General features: G+C 71.1%; 17 protein-coding genes. 5 read left to right on the top strand and 12 right to left on the bottom strand.

What is annotated here, in order from left to right; genetic code table 11:
• From ACFWPS_RS42635 to dxr, 10 genes are all read right to left on the bottom strand, one after another.
• The gene (locus ACFWPS_RS42635) at positions 1-1,218 is read right to left on the bottom strand and encodes an NADH-ubiquinone oxidoreductase-F iron-sulfur binding region domain-containing protein (protein WP_383716365.1); all 1,218 of its coding nucleotides are present in this window, start codon (positions 1,216-1,218) and stop codon (positions 1-3) included.
• On the bottom strand, positions 1,218-1,793 hold the full coding sequence (locus ACFWPS_RS42630; protein WP_383716362.1) for a ferric reductase-like transmembrane domain-containing protein: 576 nt from the start codon (positions 1,791-1,793) through the stop codon (positions 1,218-1,220). The genes ACFWPS_RS42635 and ACFWPS_RS42630 overlap by 1 nt, the downstream gene beginning before the upstream one ends.
• Positions 1,790-2,761, bottom strand: coding sequence for an FAD:protein FMN transferase (locus ACFWPS_RS42625; protein WP_383716360.1), 972 nt, complete (start codon positions 2,759-2,761; stop codon positions 1,790-1,792). The genes ACFWPS_RS42630 and ACFWPS_RS42625 overlap by 4 nt, the downstream gene beginning before the upstream one ends.
• Positions 2,758-3,162 carry a hypothetical protein gene (locus ACFWPS_RS42620; RefSeq protein WP_383716358.1) on the bottom strand — a complete coding sequence of 135 codons (405 nt, stop codon included), beginning with the start codon at positions 3,160-3,162 and terminating at the stop codon, positions 2,758-2,760. Before ACFWPS_RS42620 ends, ACFWPS_RS42625 begins: the two co-directional genes overlap by 4 nt.
• A gap of 168 nt (positions 3,163-3,330) precedes the next feature.
• Positions 3,331-5,037 carry a proline--tRNA ligase gene (locus tag ACFWPS_RS42615; RefSeq protein ID WP_383716355.1) on the bottom strand — a complete coding sequence of 569 codons (1,707 nt, stop codon included), beginning with the start codon at positions 5,035-5,037 and terminating at the stop codon, positions 3,331-3,333.
• An 87-nt stretch (positions 5,038-5,124) separates the two neighbouring features.
• Positions 5,125-5,655: a GNAT family N-acetyltransferase gene (locus ACFWPS_RS42610; RefSeq protein ID WP_383716353.1), complete on the bottom strand. Its 531-nt coding sequence runs from the start codon at positions 5,653-5,655 to the stop codon at positions 5,125-5,127.
• Between the two features lie 121 nt (positions 5,656-5,776).
• Positions 5,777-6,625: a GNAT family N-acetyltransferase gene (locus tag ACFWPS_RS42605; RefSeq protein ID WP_383716350.1), complete on the bottom strand. Its 849-nt coding sequence runs from the start codon at positions 6,623-6,625 to the stop codon at positions 5,777-5,779.
• Positions 6,626-6,942: 317 nt separating this feature from the next.
• The gene (ispG, locus tag ACFWPS_RS42600) at positions 6,943-8,100 is read right to left on the bottom strand and encodes a flavodoxin-dependent (E)-4-hydroxy-3-methylbut-2-enyl-diphosphate synthase (RefSeq protein ID WP_383716348.1); all 1,158 of its coding nucleotides are present in this window, start codon (positions 8,098-8,100) and stop codon (positions 6,943-6,945) included.
• 274 nt (positions 8,101-8,374) lie between these two features.
• Positions 8,375-9,667: a M50 family metallopeptidase gene (locus tag ACFWPS_RS42595; RefSeq protein ID WP_383716423.1), complete on the bottom strand. Its 1,293-nt coding sequence runs from the start codon at positions 9,665-9,667 to the stop codon at positions 8,375-8,377.
• Between the two features lie 8 nt (positions 9,668-9,675).
• Positions 9,676-10,947 carry a 1-deoxy-D-xylulose-5-phosphate reductoisomerase gene (gene dxr, locus ACFWPS_RS42590; protein WP_383716346.1) on the bottom strand — a complete coding sequence of 424 codons (1,272 nt, stop codon included), beginning with the start codon at positions 10,945-10,947 and terminating at the stop codon, positions 9,676-9,678.
• Between the two features lie 109 nt (positions 10,948-11,056).
• Here dxr and ACFWPS_RS42585 point away from each other — a divergent pair, with 109 nt between their 5' ends.
• Together ACFWPS_RS42585 and ACFWPS_RS42580 are read left to right on the top strand one after the other, a co-directional pair.
• Positions 11,057-11,266 (top strand): type II toxin-antitoxin system VapB family antitoxin, encoded by a 210-nt coding sequence (locus ACFWPS_RS42585; RefSeq protein WP_133027381.1) that lies wholly within the window; start codon positions 11,057-11,059, stop codon positions 11,264-11,266.
• Positions 11,263-11,694: a PIN domain nuclease gene (locus ACFWPS_RS42580; RefSeq protein WP_383716343.1), complete on the top strand. Its 432-nt coding sequence runs from the start codon at positions 11,263-11,265 to the stop codon at positions 11,692-11,694. Before ACFWPS_RS42585 ends, ACFWPS_RS42580 begins: the two co-directional genes overlap by 4 nt.
• 6 nt (positions 11,695-11,700) lie before the next feature.
• Here the strand turns inward: ACFWPS_RS42580 and ACFWPS_RS42575 are convergent, their stop codons facing one another.
• On the bottom strand, positions 11,701-13,635 hold the full coding sequence (locus ACFWPS_RS42575) for an acyl-CoA dehydrogenase family protein (RefSeq protein WP_383716340.1): 1,935 nt from the start codon (positions 13,633-13,635) through the stop codon (positions 11,701-11,703).
• 144 nt (positions 13,636-13,779) lie between these two features.
• The gene (locus ACFWPS_RS42570) at positions 13,780-14,589 is read right to left on the bottom strand and encodes an endo-1,4-beta-glucanase (protein ID WP_383716337.1); all 810 of its coding nucleotides are present in this window, start codon (positions 14,587-14,589) and stop codon (positions 13,780-13,782) included.
• A 233-nt stretch (positions 14,590-14,822) separates the two neighbouring features.
• Here ACFWPS_RS42570 and ACFWPS_RS42565 point away from each other — a divergent pair, with 233 nt between their 5' ends.
• The 3 genes from ACFWPS_RS42565 to ACFWPS_RS42555 all read left to right on the top strand — a co-directional run bounded on the left by ACFWPS_RS42565 (position 14,823) and on the right by ACFWPS_RS42555 (position 19,269).
• Entirely contained in the window at positions 14,823-15,836 is a 1,014-nt protein-coding gene (locus tag ACFWPS_RS42565; protein ID WP_383716334.1) for a LacI family DNA-binding transcriptional regulator, read from the top strand.
• A gap of 65 nt (positions 15,837-15,901) precedes the next feature.
• Complete coding sequence (locus tag ACFWPS_RS42560; RefSeq protein ID WP_383716332.1) at positions 15,902-17,956, top strand: TIM-barrel domain-containing protein; 2,055 nt, start codon at positions 15,902-15,904, stop codon at positions 17,954-17,956.
• A 125-nt stretch (positions 17,957-18,081) separates the two neighbouring features.
• The gene (locus ACFWPS_RS42555) at positions 18,082-19,269 is read left to right on the top strand and encodes a sulfotransferase family protein (protein WP_383716329.1); all 1,188 of its coding nucleotides are present in this window, start codon (positions 18,082-18,084) and stop codon (positions 19,267-19,269) included.
• Positions 19,270-19,424: the final 155 nt, after the last annotated feature.

The raw sequence follows: 19,424 nt of genomic DNA, 5'->3' as shown, positions 1-19,424 counted from the left end.
TCAGATCCTTTCCGCCGGTACGGGGAGCAGCGGGGTGTGGTCGGTCGCGGTGCAGTGGCCGTGGGCGTGGGCGTCGAGTTCGGTGGCGAAGGTGGTGAGCGCGCTGCGGACCAGGCGGATCGTGCCGTCGGGGTGGTGGCAGGCGCCTCTGCCCTCCACCAGGCCCGCCCAGCGGGAGATGTCCGTGCGGGTGGTGCCCTGGGGGCCGGGGGTGGCCAGGGTCTGGAAGGCCGCGGCCATGCGCGGGAGGCCGTTGAGACAGGGGCCGCACTGGCCCGCCGACTGCAGCGCCAAGTAGCGGAGGACCCGGGCGGTTTCGGCCGGGCCGCAGCGGTCGGCGGGCAGGGCGGCCAGCACGCCTGCGCCCAAGTAGGCGGCGGAGAGCGGGACCTGGGCGGCCTCGGCGGCCGGGATCCAGGTGCCGTGGTAGCCGCCGATCAGGGCCGCGGACGCACCCTCCAGGGGCAGGAGCCGGCCGACGGGCATGCCGAACGGGGCTTCCACGACCCGGACTTCGCGGCCCGGCACGTGCAGGGTGCAGAGGGTGCTGCCCGGTTCGGCGGGGGTGCCTGCCGAGCGGAACCAGGCGGCGCCGTACCGGGCGATCAGCGCCAGGTGGGCCAGGGTCTCGACGTTCTGGACCAGGGTGGGGGCGCGACGCACCCCGCGTTCGCGGACCGGCGGGACCGGGTGGGTGGGGCGGGCGGGGCCGCCCGAGAGGTACTGGACGAGGGCCGAGGCCTGGCCGGAGAGGAAGCGGGCGGGCAGGCGTACCACCTGCACGCGCACCGGGTCGTGGCGCTGGGCGAGGGCCGACTCCAGGTAGGAGGCGCCGTCCTCGACGGCGAGGTACGCCTCCGCCGCGCCGATCGCCTCGGCCGCCAACTGCAGCCCGTCCAGGACCAGATGGGGCGACAGCCGGAGCAGGGTCCGGTCCTTGCGGCTGGCCGGTTCGCTCTCCGCGCCGTTCGCGACGACGACCGGTGCGCGCTCGGTGCGGCGGGCCGCGTCGGCGACCGCGACGAACTTCCGGTACGCCGGGAAGCCCGCCCCGCCGCGTCCGGTGAGCCCGGATTCGGCCAGGGTGCGCAGAAGGGCCGCCGGATCGCCGTACGCGAGCGGGCCGTAGCGCTGTTCGTGCGTGGTGAGGTCGGCCGGGGTGCCGCCGGGGGCCAGCAGGCGCGGGGACATGTAGACGTCGGTGAAGAGCGTGGTCATCAGTGGGCCCCTTCGGTGTGCAGCAGTGCGGCGGGGGTCTGGCGGGAGGCTCGGACGGCGTGCGCGGCGCGCAGGGCGAAGGCGGTGATCACCGTCGCCACGCAGGCCACGGTCAGCCAGGTCATCCAGTCGGTGCCGGCGTCCGTGCCGATGCCGATGCCGTGGACCAGGGCGACGGGCCAGGAGGCGTACGCCAGCCAGTGCACGGCCCGCCAGGTGCGGTGGCCGAGGCGGTCCCGGAGGAGGCTGGTGACCAGGACCGCGAGCAGCAGGTCGAAGGCGACCGTGCCCAGGCCGAGCCAGAGCGGCTGGTAGTCGGAGACGAAGGGGACGAGCGCGTCGAGGGGGCTGATGCCGACGTAGCCGTCGACGACCGCGGTGGTGATGTGCAGGGCCAGGAACGCGGTGGCGGAGAGGGAGAGCGTGCGGTGCAGGCTCACGGTGCCGAACCGCGGCAGGCCGGGGAGGCGGGTGCGGAGGCGGACGGCGATGCCGAGGAGGACGACCACGGTGAACAGGGCCAGGCAGACGGCGCCGGTGGCCCGGTTGGCGTACCAGAGGGTCTCGGAGGTCACGCCGCCGCCTCCAGCGCCGTGCGGGGGGCGGGCCAGCCGGGCGTGGTGACGACGGTGCCGTTGTGCGCCACCAGGCGGGCCGGCAGGCCCAGGCGGGTCAGCCAGCGTTCCGCGCCCGTGCCCCTGACCAGGGCCGCCGTGCTGGCCGCGTTGGCGTCCGCGCAGGTGGCCGCGGCCACCGAGACCGTGCGCCACGGGGAGCGGACCGGCAGTCCGGTGCGCGGGTCGACGATGTGGTGGAGGTCGTAGCCGCCCCGCCGCCAGCGGCGGGCGCCGGTGCCGGAGGTGGCGAGGCCGCCGGAGCGCAGGCCGACGGTGTCGTACGACCCCTGCGCGGGTGTCTCGTCCACCGGTCCGGTGATGTCCTGGACGCGGATCTGCCAGCCGCCCGCCGGGGGCTCGCCGGCGACGGCGGTGTCGCCGCCGAGGCTCACCAGCACTCCGCAGCCGGCCGTGTCGGCCAGCATCCGCGCGGCCCGGTCGGCGGCCCAGGCCTTGGCCGTCGCGCCCAGGTCGAGGCGGACACCCTCGGGGACGGTGACCGTGCCGGTCGCCGGGTCCAGGGTGACCTTGCGCCAGCCCGGGGCTCGGCGCACCCGCAGGGAGACCGGGCGGTCGTCCTCGCGGACGAGGGTGAAGTCGCGGTCGTAGCCGATCGCGTCCATCGCCGAGCCGACGGTCGGGTCCACCGCGCCGTCCGTCGCCCCGGCCGCGCGCAGGGCGACGGCGAGGGCCTCGGCGAGCAGCGGGCTGACCCGGACCGGGCGGCCGTGGGTGGTGTCGAGGGCGGCCAGTTCGGAGTCGGTGCGGAACCTGCTGCAGGCCGCGTCGACCTCGGCGAGCTGCCGGGCGAGCAGCAGGTTGCAGGAGTCCAGCAGGGCCGGGTCGGTGACGACCAGGCGGACGGTGGTGCCGAGGGCCCGCCACTCGGCGGCGGCCGTCGGCCGCGGGGCGAGGGCGGCGGTCATGACGCCCCCGACGTGGAGTCGGTGGAGCCGCTGCCGGAGGTGAGGCCGTCGGAGGAGGACTGGAGGTCCGAGGAGGACGAGCTGGAGGAGCTGGAGGAGCTGGAAGAACCGGCGGAGCCGGACGAGCCGGTCGACTTGGAGGACGACGAACTGTCCGTGTCCGAAGTCGAGTTGGAGCTGCTTCCGGAGCTGCTGGAGCTCGACGTCGTACCGCTGCCGCTGCTCGCCGTCGTCTCGGCGTCCGACTGCATCGTGCCGACCAGGGCGAACACCCCGGCCGCCGCGGCGAGCGTGACCGCCGCCGCCAGGGCCGCCGTGCGCCGGGTCCCCCGGCGGACCGCCGCGGCCGCGCCCCTCTCCCGCCGGTCCCCCGGCTCCCTGCCTTGCACTCTCTCGGTCATGACCGATCCCCTCCTGCGTGACTCTCTGTCACGCATTACGTTCGGGTATCGGCCTGAGAGAAGTCTGTGAGGCTCCCATACGGAGCGGAAGAACTGTCTGAGACGTTCCTGAAAAGCCGCGGCGGCCCCCGGTGTGTCACCTGGGGCCGCCGCGGCGGGAGTTGAGGCTCAGCTGGCGGTGAGGCGGGCGATCGCCTCGTCCACCGTCAGCTCCTCGCGCTCGCCGGTCTTGCGGTCCTTGAGCTCCAGGACGCCCTCGCCGGAGCGGCGGCCCGCGACCAGGATCTGCGGTACGCCGATGAGTTCGGCGTCGGTGAACTTCACGCCCGGGGAGACCCCGGCCCGGTCGTCGACCAGGACGCGCAGCCCGGCCGCCCGCAGCTTCTCCGAGACGTCCAGGGCGAGTTCGGTCTGCAGGGCCTTGCCGGCCGCGACGACGTGCACGTCGGCCGGGGCCACCTCGCGCGACCAGACCAGGCCGTGCTCGTCTGCGGTCTGCTCGGCGAGGGCGGCGACGGCGCGGGAGACGCCGATGCCGTAGGAACCCATGGTCACGCGGACCGGCTTGCCGTTCTGGCCGAGGACGTCGAGCTTGAGGGCGTTGGTGTACTTCTGGCCCAGCTGGAAGATGTGGCCGATCTCGATGGCGCGGTCCAGCCTGAGGCCGGTGCCGCACTTCGGGCAGGGGTCGCCCTCCAGTACGACGACGACATCGACGTACTCGTCGACGGTGAAGTCACGGTCCGCCACGACGTTCCTGGCGTGCGTGCCCTCCTTGTTGGCGCCGGTGATCCAGGCCGTTCCGGGGGCGATGCGCGGGTCGGCGATGTACTTGACCTTCTCGCCGAGGCCCTGCGGGCCGACATAGCCGCGGACCAGGTCGGGGCGGCCGGCGAAGTCGGACTCGTTGACCAGCTCGACGGCGGCCGGGGCGAAGTGCTCCTCGACCTTGCCCATGTCGACCTCGCGGTCGCCCGGTACGCCCACGGCCACGATCTCGCCGTCGACCTTCACCAGGAGGTTCTTCAGGGTGTCGGAGGCCTGGACGCCGAGGTGGGCGGCGAGGGTCTCGATGGTCGGCGTGTCCGGGGTCGGGATCTCCTCGAGAGCGGGCACGCCGGAGGCGTCGACCGGCTTCAGCGTGTACGAGATCGCCTCGGTGTTGGCCGCGAAGTCGCAGTTCGGGCAGTCGGCGAAGGTGTCCTCGCCGGCCTCGGCCGGGGCCAGGAACTCCTCCGACTTCGAACCGCCCATGGCGCCGGCGGTGGCGGCGACGATGCGGTAGTCGAGGCCGAGGCGCTCGAAGATCCGCTGGTATGCCGCGCGGTGCAGGGCGTACGACTTGGCGAGGCCGTCGTCGTCCAGGTCGAAGGAGTAGGAGTCCTTCATCAGGAACTCACGGCCGCGCAGGATGCCGGCCCGCGGGCGCGCCTCGTCCCGGTACTTGTTCTGGATCTGGTAGAGGATGACCGGCAGGTCCTTGTAGGAGGACGCCTGGTCCTTCACCAGCAGGGTGAAGATCTCCTCGTGGGTCGGGCCGAGCAGGTAGTCGCCGCCCTTGCGGTCCTGGAGGCGGAACAGCTCCTGGCCGTACTCGTCCCAGCGGCCGGTCGCCTCGTACGGCTCCCGGGGCAGGAGGGCCGGCAGGAGCACCTCCTGGGCGCCGATCGCGTCCATCTCCTCGCGGACGACCCGCTCGATGTTGGACAGCACCTTCAGGCCGAGCGGCAGCCAGGACCAGATACCGGCCGCCGTACGGCGGACGTAACCGGCGCGGACGAGGAGCTTGTGGCTGAGGACCTCGGCGTCCGCCGGGTCGTCACGCAGCGTCTTCGCCATCAACTGGGACATGCGTTGGACCGGTGCGTTCGCCATGGTTCTCGTACTCCTGCCGGGAAACGTTGATGGCTAGGAGGTTAGCCGGGCTTGCTGTGCCGGTGGAAATCGGTTAGCGACGACGGGTCACTTACGGCGGAGCGGCAGCGGCGCGCCCATCACGGCGTACGGCTTCGGAGCGCTGGGGAAGTTCACCCGGCGGGCCAGGTCGGTGTAGCCGAGGGAGTGGTAGAGGCCACGGGCCGGGCTGTCGGTGTCGATCGCGGAGAGGATCGAGCGGGGCTCGGCGGCGCCGTCGGTGATGAGCGTGATCAGACGGCGGCCGATGCCCCGGTTCTGGTGGTGGGGGTGCACGTGCAACTCGGTGATGACGAAGGAGTCGTCGAGCCAGTCGGCGTTGCCCTGGGCGCGGAGGTAGGGCTCCACGACGGTGGACCACCAGTGCGTGCGGGAGTTCGGCATACCGTAGACGAATCCGACGAGCAGGCCTTCGGCCGTGGCGCCGAGGGCCCTGGCGCCGGGGTACTGCATGTGGCGGAGGACGATCTGGCGGCGGACCGCTACCTCGTCGGGGCCCAGGCCGAAGGCGATCGCTTGGACTGCCAGGGCCTCGTCCACGTGGGAGGGGAGGTCCAGGGGGCCGATCACGAGGTCCATGGGGGGGAGGGTACAGGGGGCGGAGCGCCGTCGTCCGGGTGCGGCCGGGTTGTGGCTGGTCGCGCAGTTCTCCACGCCCCTTCGGGGCGCGATTCCCTTGGTGCCTGTCAGAGAAGAACCGTCAGAACAGCACACTCATGAAGGCGCCGACCTCCTGGAAGCCCACCCTCAGATACGTCCGTCTGGCCGCGGTGTTGAAGTCGTTGACGTACAGGCTGACCACCGGGGCCACGTCGGCCAGGGCATACCGCAGCACCGCTGCCATTCCGGGGGCCGCCATGCCCATGCCCCGGTACTCGGGGGCGACCCACACACCCTGGATCTGGCAGGCCGCGGCCGTCGCCGCGCCGATCTCCGCCTTGAAGACGACCTTGCCAGTGTCGTCGAGCCGGGCGAACGAGCGTCCGGAGCCGACGAGTTCGGCGACCCTCGCCTGGTAGAGGAGGCCGCCGTCGCCGGCCATCGGGGAGACGCCCACCTCCTCGGTGAACATCGCCACGCACGCCGGCATGATCGTCCCCATCTCGTCCTTGCGGATGCGGCGGACGTACGGATCGGGGGCGATGTCGGCGGGCATCCGGTCGGTGACCATCAGGGGCTGGTGGCCGCGGACCTCGCGGGCCGGGCCCCAGTGCGGTTCCAGGAGGCGCCACAGCTGGGCGGTGGCCTCGGCGGGGCCGACGATCGAGGAGCAGCGGCGGCCGGCCCGGCGGGCGCGGTCGGCGAAGGCGCGGATGGCGCGCGGGGTGGCGCAGATCGGGACCAGGTTGGCGCCGGCGTAGCAGAGGGACGTGAGCATGCCGTCCTCGTACCAGCCCCACATCTCGCCGCCGAGGCGCCAGGGGTCGAGGCCGGCCACCTGGACGCGCGAGGTCACGAAGGCGTTCGTGACCGGCTCGCGGTCGAGTACGGCGAGCGCGGCGTCCAGGTCACTCGGTTCGAGCACCCGTGAGGTGGTCTGCGTCAACACGTGCGGGGCCTCACACTGAGGGGTTCTGCTTGATCTCCGCACTGTACCTGCGGAAGCTTGGCCGCGCCGCCCCGTGCGCTGTGAAGTGGCCGCCGGCAGGCGTTCCGTCCCTGGGGGCTGCCGCCCCCAGCCCCCCGCGTCGGCCTCCGGCCTCGGCCTCAAACGCCGGACGGGCCAAGTAATCCAGCCCCTCCGGCGTTTGAGGAGCGGGGTCCAGGGGCGGAACCCCTGGCGGGGTTGAAGGGGCGGAGCCTCTTCAGGACGGGACGGGTAGGGGCGGCGGGGGTGAGGAAACCCCCCGTCGCCCGAAGGCGGCCTCAGCCCGCCACCGACACCGACGGCTCCCCCGACTCCGTGCCCTCCGCCTCCATCTGCTCGGCCAGCTTCATGGCCTCCTCGATGAGGGTCTCCACGATCTTGGACTCGGGGACCGTCTTGATGACCTCGCCCTTGACGAAGATCTGGCCCTTGCCGTTGCCGGAGGCGACGCCGAGGTCGGCCTCGCGGGCCTCGCCGGGGCCGTTGACGACGCAGCCCATGACGGCGACGCGGAGCGGGACCTCCATGCCGGTGAGGCCGGCGGTGACCTCTTCGGCGAGCTTGTAGACGTCGACCTGGGCGCGACCGCAGGACGGGCAGGAGACGATCTCCAGGCCACGCTGCTTGAGGTTCAGGGACTCCAGGATCTGGTTGCCGACCTTGACCTCCTCCACCGGAGGCGCGGAGAGCGAGACACGGATCGTGTCGCCGATGCCCTGGGACAGGAGAGCGCCGAAGGCCACCGCCGACTTGATGGTGCCCTGGAAGGCCGGGCCGGCCTCGGTGACGCCGAGGTGGAGCGGATAGTCGCACTGGGCGGCCAGCTGCCGGTACGCCTCGATCATCACGACCGGGTCGTTGTGCTTGACCGAGATCTTGATCTCCCGGAAGTCGTGCTCCTCGAAGAGGGACGCCTCCCACAGGGCCGACTCGACCAGGGCCTCCGGGGTCGCCTTGCCGTACTTCTGGAGCAGCCGGCGGTCCAGGGAGCCGGCGTTGACGCCGATACGGATCGGGGTGCCGTGGTCCTTGGCGGCCGCCGCGATCTCCTTGACCTTGTCGTCGAACTGCTTGATGTTGCCGGGGTTGACACGGACGGCGGCGCAACCGGCCTCGATCGCGGCGAAGACGTACTTCGGCTGGAAGTGGATGTCCGCGATGACGGGGATCTGGGACTTCTTCGCGATGATGGCGAGCGCGTCGGCGTCGTCCTGGGTGGGACAGGCCACGCGCACGATCTGGCAGCCGGACGCGGTCAGCTCGGCGATCTGCTGGAGCGTCGCGCCGATGTCGGACGTACGGGTCGTGGTCATCGACTGGACCGAGACCGGAGCGTCTCCGCCGACCGCCACGGAGCCGACCTGGATCTGCCGGCTCTTCCGGCGCTCGGCGAGCTTGGTCGGAACGGACGGCATGCCGAGAGAAATCGCAGTCATCTGCTGTGCAACCCCAAGTCGTGGATCTAGGTCCAGGTCCCGTCGTAAGCGGGTTCCAGGCTTCGAGATTACGGCACCGGCACAGGAGTGAGCACATCCCCCATCCGTAAACCCACTCGATGGAAGCGGCCCGGAACACAGTGTTCCGGGCCGCTTCGAACGTCGTGTGGCTAGGAGATTTTCACGAGGTTAACCACCTCGTGCCCGTCATGAACGCCCAGGACAGCTGAAGGGTCGGGCGCCACGACCAGCGTGACAGAAAACGACCGATTAGCTAACTGATTCGCACGGGATTGACTACATCTGCCACCAAGACCAGCAAGGTGAAGCAGACGAAGATCCCGGCCACCACATAAGCCACCGGCATCAGCTTCGCCACGTCGAACGGGCCCGGGTCCGGGCGGCGCAGTACCTTCGCCAGGCTCCGGCGCAGCGACTCCCACAGGGCGCCCGCGATGTGTCCGCCGTCCAGGGGCAGCAGCGGGAGCATGTTGAAGAGGAACAGGGAGAGGTTGAAGCCGGCCACGAGCATCAGCGCCATGGCCAGCTGCTCCGTGGGCGGGATGTCCAGGGTGAAGATCTCACCGCCGACCCGGGCCGCGCCGACTACGCCCATCGGGGAGTCCGGCTGGCGGGGGGCGCCGTCGAAGGCCGCGTCCCACAGGGCCGGGATCTTGCCGGGCAGGCTCGCGATGGAGTCGACGGCCTCGCCGAGGCGGTCGCCCATCCAGGTCACCGAGTCGCCGAAGTCCTGGCGGACGATGCCGGTGGCGGCGCTGAAGCCGAGGAAGCCGGCGGTGACGTACTGGCCCTGGACGATCTGGCCGCTGGAGTCCTTCTTGGCGACCTGGTTGGTGGCGATCTTCGCGTGCAGGGTGACGTCCTGGCCCTTGCGGTCGACGACGATCGCGACGTCCTTGCCGGGGGCGGACCGGATCAGGTCGGAGAGCTGGTTCCAGCTCGACGTCTGCACCCCGTTGAAGGAGAGGATCTTGTCGCCCGCCTTGAGGCCCGCCGCGGCGGCCGGCGCGGCCGCGTCGGTCTTCTTGCAGGTGTCGCGGTTCTCGCTCTGCGCGATCACGCACTGGGAGACCGAGCTGACCGTGGTGGTCTGCTGGCTGATGCCGAAGCCCATCAGGACGGTGAGGAACAGCGCCACCGCCAGGATCAGGTTCATGAACGGGCCCGCGAACATCACGATCACGCGCTTCCAGGGGGCGCGCGTGTAGAAGAGGCGGGTCTCGTCGCCGGGCTGGAGCTCCTCGAAGGCGGCCGAGCGGGCGTCCTCGATCATGCTGCGCCAGGGCGAGGTGGAGCGGGCGGTGACCCGGCCGTCGGCGCCCGGCGGGAACATGCCGATCATGCGGATGTAGCCGCCCAGCGGGACGGCCTTGATGCCGTACTCCGTGTCGCCCTTGTGCCGCGACCAGATGGTCGGGCCGAAGCCGACCATGTACTGGGGGACGCGGATGCCGAAGAGCTTGGCGGTGGAGAGATGCCCCAGTTCGTGCCAGGCGATCGAGATCAGCAGGCCGATCACGAAGACGACTATGCCGAGGATCATCATCAGGGCTGTCATGCACGCGCCTCCGCGGTCGCCTTCTGCGCTGTCAGTTCCCGGGCCCGGACCCGTGCCCAGGTCTCCGCTTCGAGTACGTCCGGCACGGTCAGTGAAGTTCCCGTACGAGGGGTGCCGTGTTCCTCGACCACCCGCGTCACGGTCTCCATGATGCCGTTGAAGGGCAGCAGACCACCGCGGAAGGCTTCGACGCACTCCTCGTTGGCCGCATTGAACACCGCCGGCGCCGTGCCCGCGAGCTCACCGACGTGCCGGGCCAGGTTCACGGACGGGAAGGCCTCGTTGTCCAGCGGGAAGAACTCCCAGGTGGACGCCTTGCTCCAGTCGAAAGCGGGCGCCGCGTCCGGGACCCGTTCGGGCCAGCCGAGACCGATGGCGATCGGCCCCCGCATGTCGGGGGGCGTCGCCTGCGCGATCGTGGATCCATCCGTGAACTCGACCATCGAGTGGACATACGACTGCGGGTGCACGACCACCTCAATGCGGTCGAAGGGAATGTCGTAGAGGAGGTGCGCCTCGATGACTTCCAGCCCCTTGTTGACCAGGGTCGCGGAGTTGATCGTGATGACCGGTCCCATCGCCCAGGTGGGGTGGGCGAGGGCGTCCTCGACGGTGACGTGCGCCAGGTCGGCCTTGGTACGACCGCGGAAGGGCCCGCCGGACGCGGTGACGACCAGCTTGCGGACGTCGGCCCGGGTCCCCGCCGCCAGCGACTGGAAGAGCGCCGCGTGCTCGGAGTCGACCGGGATGATCTGGCCGGGCTTGGCCAGCGCCTTCACCAGCGGGCCGCCGACGATCAGCGACTCCTTGTTGGCGAGCGCGAGGGTGCGGCCCGCCTCCAGGGCGGCGAGGGTGGGCGCCAGGCCGATGGAGCCGGTGATGCCGTTGAGGACGGTGTGGCAGTCGGACGCGGCGACCTGGGTGGCCGCGTCGGGTCCGGCGAGGATCTCGGGGAGCGGCTCACCGGGGCCGTGGAGCGCCGTGAGCGCCTCGCGCAGCGCCGGTACGACGTCCTCGCGGGCGACCGCGACGGTGCGCACCCGCAGCCGGTGTGCCTGCTCGGCGAGGAGGGCGACCCGGCCGCCGTGGGCGGACAGTGCGGTGACCCGGAAGCGGTCGGGGTTGCGCAGGACGAGGTCGATGGCCTGGGTGCCGATCGATCCGGTGGAGCCGAGGATCACCACGTCCTTGGGGCCGTCGCCCGCGAGCGGGTCGTACACGAGGTGCGGGTCGGCGAGGGGTGCCGGACTGGCGGGACTGTCGGTCATCCCCCCATTGTGGCGGCAATGGACGGCCGGGAGGACAGGGCGTCCCCTTCATGTGCGGCGCGGTACTCTATATACGCAGGACTCGACTTGATATACGAGGAGTGTCGCCATGGCCAAGACTTTGATCGACATCGACGAGGAACTGCTGGCGCAGGCGGCCATAGCGTTCGGGACCAAGACGAAGAAGGACACCGTGACCGCCGCCCTGAAAGAGGGCGTCGAGCGTAAGAAGCGTGCCCTCGCGCTGGCCCGGCTGGCCGCGCAGGCCGACGCGGGCGACTTCGACATCCTCCTGGACAAGGCGAACTATCGACGATGACCACGGCCAAATACCTCATCGACACCAGCGCCCTCGTCCGGGTCCTCAGGCAGCCGACGCTCGCCCACTGGGAGAGCCCCCTCGCGGAGGGACTCGTCGCCCGGTGCCCGGTGACCGAGATCGAGTTCCTCTACAGCGCCAGGAACGCCGAGAACCGCGTGCAGATGGTCGAGGACCTGGACGCCCTGTTCTGCTGGACACCCCTGGACGACCGCGCGCTGACGCGGGCATGGCGCGTCCAGGAGGAGCTGACCGCCAAGGGCCGGCACCGCTCGGCGGGGACGGTAGACCTCCTCGTAGCCGCCACCGCCGAGATACAGGGCCTCACCGTGCTGCACTACGACAACGACTTCGAGACCATCGCGTCGGTCACCGGCCAGCCCACCCAGTGGCTCATGCCACCGGGCAGCCTGGAGTCGAAGCCGTAGCAGTCCTCACCCGAACGGGCGGCGGACGTTGTCCCGCTGGGACGGCCCGGGGGTCGCGTCGGCGATCCACGGGCCCTCGCCCGACGGGTCGACGATCCCCCGCTCCAGCCATTCGAAGGAGCCGCCGAGCACGCCCTTGACGACCTTGCGGTCCAGGTCGTCGGTGTTCGACCAGAGGCGGGTGAACAGCTCGTCGACGCGGATGCGGGCCTGCCGGCAGAACGCGTCGGCGAGCAGGTAGGCCTCGCGGCCGTGGTCGCCCTGGCGGCGCAGCAGCTCGGCGCGCACGCAGGCAGCGCTCATCGCGAACAGCTCGGCGCCGATGTCCACGACGCGGCCCAGGAAGCCCTGCTTGGTCTCCATCCGGCCCTGCCAGCGGGACATGGCGTAGAAGGTGGACCGGGCCAGTTTGCGGGCGTGGCGTTCCACGTAGCGCAGGTGCGGGGCGAGGTCCACGCCGTGCCTGAAGTCGCCGTACGACGTCGGGAGCTGGCCCGGTCCCGCGACCAGCTTCGGCAGCCACTTGGCATAGAAGACGCCCGCGTTCGCGCCCGCCCGCGCCTTGTCCTGGAGGGACTTGTCGGGGTCGATGAGGTCACCGGCGACCGAGAGGTGGGCGTCGACGGCCTCGCGGGCGATCAGCAGGTGCATGATCTCCGTGGAGCCCTCGAAGATGCGGTTGATGCGCAGGTCGCGCAGGAGCTGTTCGGCGGGGACGGCGCGTTCGCCGCGGGCCGCCAGCGACTCGGCCGTCTCGAAGCCGCGGCCGCCGCGGATCTGGACCAGTTCGTCCGCCATCAGGCAGGCCATCTCGGAGCCGTAGAGCTTGGCGAGGGCGGCCTCGATGCGGATGTCGTTGCGGTTCTCGTCGGCCATCTGGGAGGACAGGTCGACGACCGCCTCCAGGGCGAAGGTGGTCGCCGCGATGAAGCTGATCTTGGAGCCGACCGCCTCGTGCAGCGCGACCGGCTTGCCCCACTGCTCGCGGACCGCCGACCACTCGCGGGCGATCTTCAGGCACCACTTGCCGGCGCCCACGCACATCGCGGGGAGCGAGAGCCGCCCGGTGTTGAGCGTGGTGAGTGCGATCTTGAGGCCCGCGCCCTCGGCTCCGATGCGGTTGGCGGCCGGGACCCGGACCTGGTGGAAGCGGGTGACGCCGTTCTCGAGGCCGCGCAGGCCCATGAAGGCGTTGCGGTTCTCGACGGTGACGCCCGGTGAGTCCGCCTCGACGACGAAGGCCGTGATGCCGCCCTTGCTGTCCTCGGTCTTCGGCACGCGGGCCATGACCACGAGGAGGTCGGCGACCACGCCGTTGGTGGTCCAGAGCTTCACCCCGTCGAGGACGTAGTCGTCCCCGTCCGGTACGGCGGTGGTGGCGAGGCGCGCCGGGTCCGAGCCGACGTCCGGCTCGGTGAGCAGGAACGCGGAGATGTCGGTGCGGGCGCAGCGCGGCAGGAAGGCGTCCTTCTGCTCCTGGGTGCCGAAGATCTTCAGCGGCTGCGGCACACCGATCGACTGGTGGGCGGAGAGCAGCGCGCCGACCGCCGGGTTCGCGGAGCCGACCAGGGACAGGGCCCGGTTGTAGTAGACCTGGGTGAGGCCGAGGCCGCCGTACTTGGTGTCGATCTTCATGCCGAGGGCGCCGATCTCCTTGAGGCCGGAGATCACCTCGTCCGGGATGCGCGCCTCGCGTTCGATGAGCGCCGAGTCGATCTTCGTCTCGCAGAACTCGTGCAGCCGGGCCAGGAACTCCTCGCCGCGCTGCACGTCCTCGTCCGCCGGGAGCGGATGCGGGTGGATGAGGTCGAGCCGGAGGCGCCCGAGGAACAGTTCCTTGGCGAAGCTGGGCTTGCGCCAGTCCTGTTCCCGGGCGGCCTCCGCCACCTGGCGGGCCTCCCGCTCAGTGACGGTGGGTTTCTTGGCGGTGGGGGCGGACATTGAGGCTCACCTCGCCACAAAAGGGGTTATTGAGGACCGTTCGTTACCGACCAGTGCTACTGGATCGTTGGTACCCGAAACGGGCCGCCCCCACCAGTCCTCGCGGTCCGATCGGCTGACGGGCCGGCCGGCGCGACGCGCTTCTCAGCCGATGTCGACGGAGTACGACTTGGTGTCCAGCCGCCCCGAGCCCTTGAAGACCTCGGTGCCGGACTCGATGCCGGAGAGGTACTTGTCGTTGCCGAGCAGTTTGCGGCGGACCAGGGCCTGGGTGAAGTCGTCGATGTTCAGCGTGGCACTGGTCGTGTTGGCGCGGCGGACGAACGAGTAGACGTTCCAGCCGATGTCGCCCTGGTAGATGTCCCACATCGCGCCGCCGAGGCTGACGCTGCCGTACTTGGTGCCCAGCGGGCCGGCGCCGCCCTGGCGGTCGAGCCAGATCATGATCTCGTCGGTGGGCTGGTCCTGCCAGTCCGCGGTGTTCTTGGCGTGCAGCCACAGGTCGTAGGCCACGTCCAGGGTCCCGGGGCTGGAGCTGAGGGCGAAGTTCCACTTGGTGGTGACCTTCTTGCGGTCGCCGACCCGGATCGGCAGTCCGGTGGACGCCTTGTCGACCTTCCAGCCCCAGTGCCAGCCGAGGACCGTACTGGCGTACGACTTCACGTCCGAGTCGGTGCCCTTGCTGTTGTTCGCCCAGGTGTACGACGTCCCCCAGGAGATCGTCGAGCCCGACCGGGAGTTGTCCCAGACGCACTGGGTGCCGGTGCCCTTGTCCTGACCCCAGAGGTTGTTGTTCACGTAGTACTTGCCGAGCGTGACGGTGTCGAAGGCGGTGCACTTCTTGCTCGACTCGCCGGCCTGCGCCACGGTGACACCCGCGGCGGCGGCGAGCGCGACCGAGGCGGCCAGCAGCGTCCTCGCCGTCTTGGACAGGCGCGGTCTGCGGTGTTGCATCGAGGGGTCCTTCCGGGGGACGGTTCGTGGTACGACCCGTCGGACGGCCGTACGACCTCCTTGTGGCCGCCGCCCCCTGGAAAGGTTGCCGAGGACGTCTCGGCAATTCGCTGTCGAAGCGCTTCGACAGACTATGGACACCCACCCGCACTGAAGCTACTGTCGAACCACCCTCACTCGCCCCTGTCAGCAATGCGCACTGTCGAAGCGCTTCACAAAGCTTGGAGAGCTGGATGGTCACCCTCGCCGAGGTCGCCCAGCACGCCGGAGTCTCGGCGAGCACGGTGAGCTATGTCCTCAGCGGCAAGCGGTCCATCTCCACCACCACCCGGCAGCGGGTCGAGCAGAGCATCCGGGAGCTGGGATACCACCCGAACGCAGGCGCCCGCGCCCTGGCCAGCAGCCGGTCGAACATCATCGCGCTGATGATCCCGCTGCGTACGGACATGTACGTGCCGGTGATGATGGAGATCGCGATCGCGGTGGCCACCACGGCCCGCCTGCACGGCTACGACGTCCTCCTGCTCACCGGCGAGGAGGGCCCGGACGCGGTGCGCCGGGTCACCGGCAGCGGTCTCGCCGACGCCATGATCCTGATGGACGTGGAACTGGAGGACGAGCGGCTGCCGCTGCTCCGGGGGACCGACCAGCCCTCCGTACTCATCGGCCTGCCCGCCTCCACCTCCGGCCTCACCTGCGTCGATCTCGACTTCGGGGCGACCGGAGCACTGTGTGTGGAGCACCTCGCGAAGCTCGGTCACCGTGACATCGCCGTCGTCGGCGAGGCCCCGGCCGTCTACGAGCGGCACACCGGCTTCGCCGAGCGCACCCTGGACGGACTCCGGTCCCGGGCCCGGGAGTTGGGCCTTCGGGTGCTGCACCGGCCGTGCGAGGGCGGGTACGACGCGATGGCCGTCACGCTGGCCCGGATCTTCGACGAGCGCCCGGGCACCACGGGCTTCGTCGTCCAGAACGAGTCCGCGGTGGAGCCGCTGCTCGCGCTGCTGCGCCAGCAGGGCCGGGCCGTGCCGGAGGACGTGTCCGTGGTCGCGATCTGCCCGGACCAGGTCGCCGTCCAGGCCTCGGTGCGGCTGACCTCGGTCGCCATCCCCGCACAGGAGATGGGCCGGTACGCCGTGGAACACCTGGTCGCCAAGCTGGACGGCCGGGGCAGTGACGAAGTCGTGCTGATCGCACCCGAGTTGACGGTACGGGCGAGCACGGGACCGGCGCCGGCCGGAGCCTGACCCCTTCGCAGTGCCCCGCCCTTCCGGGGCACCCCCCTGTCTGCACTCCTTCAGGAGCACGTGACATGAACCAGTCTGCCGAAATCCAGCCCGCGGACAACCAGCCCAAGGTCAGCCTCGCGCAGTCCTCCCCCACCGTCGGCACCTTCCGTGAGCGGGACGGAGCCCTGGAGTGGAGCGGCCGTCAGGAGACGCTGCGGATCGAACCGTGGGGGCCGGACGCGGTCCGGGTCCGTGCCCGGCTCGGCGGGCCGATCCTCGAAGGCCTGCCGGGGGCTCTGCTCGACGTGCCTCCCGCCACCGAGTCGACCGTCAAGACCGGTGACGGCGAAGGGCAGTTGACGGTGGGGGACCTGACCGTCGAGGTGTCCGCCGAGGGCCTGGTCCGGTTCCTGCGCACCGACGACCGCTCGGAGGTGCTGGCCGAGGAGCGCGCCCACTTCTGGTGGCCCGGCTCGCGCCTCTACACCGCGGTCGGCAACGGCCACCACCGCCTGGAGCAGCGGTTCGCCGCCTACGAGGGTGAGAAGCTGTTCGGCCTGGGCCAGCACCAGCACGGGCGGCTGGACCAGAAGGGCCTGGTCCTGGACCTGGTCCAGCGCAACGCCGAGGTCTCGGTCCCGGTCCTGGTCTCCAGCCGCGGTTACACCCTGCTCTGGAACAACCCGGCGATCGGCCGCGTCGAGCTGGCCGGCAACGGCACCCGCTGGGTGGCCGACTCGGCCCGCCAGCTCGACTACTGGATCACCGTCGGCACCCCGGCCGACGGACAGCGCAACTACAGTGCGGTGAGCGGCCGTTCGCCGATGCTGCCGGAGTGGGCGGCGGGCTTCTGGCAGTGCAAGCTGCGCTACCGCACCCAGGACGAACTCCTGGCCGTGGCCCGGGAGTACAAGCGGCGAGGCCTGCCCATCTCGGCGATCGTCTGCGACTTCTTCCACTGGACCCACCTGGGCGACTGGAAGTTCGACCCGAAGGAGTGGCCGGACCCGGCCGCGATGGTCCGCGAACTCGACGAGCTCGGCATCAAGCTGGTGGTGAGCGTCTGGCCGTCGGTGTCCCCGCTGAGCGAGAACCACCCGGTGATGGAGCAGCGCGGCTACTTCATCGGCACCCAGTACGGTCCGACGGCGCACGCCGACTGGCCGGACAAGGGGGTGGCGTCGACCGTCCAGGTGGCGTTCTACGACGCCACCAACCCGGACGCCCGGGAGTTCGTGTGGTCGAAGGTCAAGGAGAACTACCTGGACCCGTACGGCATCACGGCCTTCTGGCTGGACGCCTGCGAGCCCGAGCTGAAGCCGGGTTTCCAGGAGAACCTGCGCTACTGGACGGGCCCCGGCCTGGAGGTCGGCAACAGCTATCCCGCCGAGAACGCCCGGACCTTCCACGAGGGCCTGCGGGACCGGGGCGAGGAGGTCGTCACCCTCAACCGTTCGGCGTGGGCGGGCAGTCAGCGGTACGGCGCCGCCCTCTGGTCCGGCGACATCGGCACCGACTTCACGGCCCTGCGCCAGCAGATAGCGGCCGGCCTCAACACGGCCCTGTCCGGCATCCCCTGGTGGAACACCGACATCGGCGGCTTCCACGGCGGCGACCCGGACGACCCGGCCTACCGCGAGGTGATGGTCCGCTGGTTCCAGTTCGGCGCGCTCTCCCCGCTGATGCGCCTGCACGGCTTCCGCGACCCGGGCATGCCGCTGGGCCCGGACATGACCGGCGGCCCGAACGAGGTGTGGTCGTACGGCGAGGAGGCCGGCGCGATCCTGGAGAAGTACCTGCGGCTGCGCGAGCGCCTGAAGCCGTACGTCCTCCAGGTGATGCGGCAGGCCCACGAGCAGGGCCTGCCGGTGCTGCGGCCGCTGTTCCTGGAGTTCCCCGAGGACCAGGCGGCCTGGGCGGTCGACGACGCCTACCTCTTCGGCCGTGACCTCCTGGTGGCGCCGGTGCTGACGGCGGGCGCCACGGCCCGGACGGCGTATCTGCCGGCGGGCGCGCGGTGGACGGACGCGTGGACGGGTGAGTCGTACGAGGGCGGTACGGCGGTGACGGTGGACGCGCCGCTGGACCGCATCCCGCTGTTCCTGCGGGACGGGGCGGAACTACCGGTCACGGAGTAGTCCGGCCGGATTGCGACGCCTCCCGTTACCGGCTGGTAAATGTCTCAACTCGGCGGTGTGGTCGGGCAGTTGGAGGGGGTAGTCAGTATCCCCTCCCCTGTCCCCCCACGAAGGGTTCCGCTGCCGTGCCCTCAGGTCCGTTCCCCCTCACGCTCGCCAACCTGCTCCTCAGACCCGACTTCCGCGCCCGCCGCACGCCGGACCGGGCCTTCGACCGGCTGCTCGATGCGGCCGGGACCGCGGAGGACGACGAGCGGTTCACCGACGACTTCCGTCACCTGCTGCGATGTTGGGCGGGAGCCGAGCATCTCACCCCGGTCGGCTGGCTGTCCGCGCGCGGACACGTCGGCCGGCATCTCGCCAACCGGGCCCGGATCCGCCGGCTGCTCGCCGAACACCCCGAGATCGAGCGGGAGCCCGTCGAGCGACCGGTGTTCGTGGTGGGCCTGCCGCGCACCGCCACCACGCTCACCCACGGCATCCTCTCCCTCTCCGCGGACCACCGCTGCCCGCTGCTCTGGGAGTTGCTCACCCCCGGCCTGGAACTCCCGCCGGAGGAGCGGGAGAAGGCGATCACTACCGCCCGTCGCCTGGTCGGCGGCATCAACCTCTTCTCCCCGCGCTTCCGGCACATCCACAACCTGCGGCCCGAGGGCCCCGAGGAGTGCACCTTCGCGCTGCCGCACACGGTGATGCCGCTGTCCCAGGCGGTGATCCCCGAGTACCTGCCCTGGCACGAGACGCACGACTTCGGCGCCGACTACCGCTACCTCAGGCAGATCTACCAGGTGCTCCAGTACGGCCGCCCGCGCCGCCGCTGGGTGCTGAAGTCGCCGCTGCACCTGGAGAACCTGGACGCACTGCGCGCGGTCTTCCCGGATGCCACGATCGTGTGGACGCACCGCGATCCGGCCACCGCCGTGGCCTCGTTCTGCAGCCTGGTCGAGCACGGCATGGCGGTGAACACCCGCCCCCTCGACCTGCACCGGATCGGCACCACCTGGCTGGAGCTGCTCGCCCGCTCGGCCACCCGCGGCCTCGCGTCCCGCACCCGCATCCCCCGCGAGTCCCTAGTCGACGTGCCGTACTCCTGGCTGGGCGCCGACCCGGCCGCGGGCGCCCCGAAGCTCTACGCGGCCGTCGGCGCCCGCTGGACCGAGGCTGACGCGGCCCGTCTCCCGGCCGTCGCCGCCCGCCCCAGGGGGACCCGCGTGCACAGCTACGACCTGGCCCGCTACGGCCTGACCCGCGCGGACGTCGACACGGCCTTCGCGGACTACAACGCGCTGCGCGCCGAGGTCGACCGGGCGTGACGGCGCAGGGGGCGGCCCCCCCCGGGGGGGGGGGGCCGCCGGGGGGGGGGGGCGGGGGCGGGGGCTCAGTGTCGGCGTGCTGCTGCCGGGTGGCGGGGCCTCGCGGTTCGGGCAGTTCGACCGGCCGTTCATCGAGCAGAAGCTGAAGCAGCTGT

The sequence above is a fragment of the Streptomyces sp. NPDC058457 genome (assembly GCF_042720695.1).
In the GTDB taxonomy this organism is placed as follows: Bacteria; Actinomycetota; Actinomycetes; order Streptomycetales; family Streptomycetaceae; genus Streptomyces.
The sequence above is the reverse complement of the archived record's forward strand: the minus strand, read 5'-3'. Positions and strand labels throughout refer to the sequence as shown.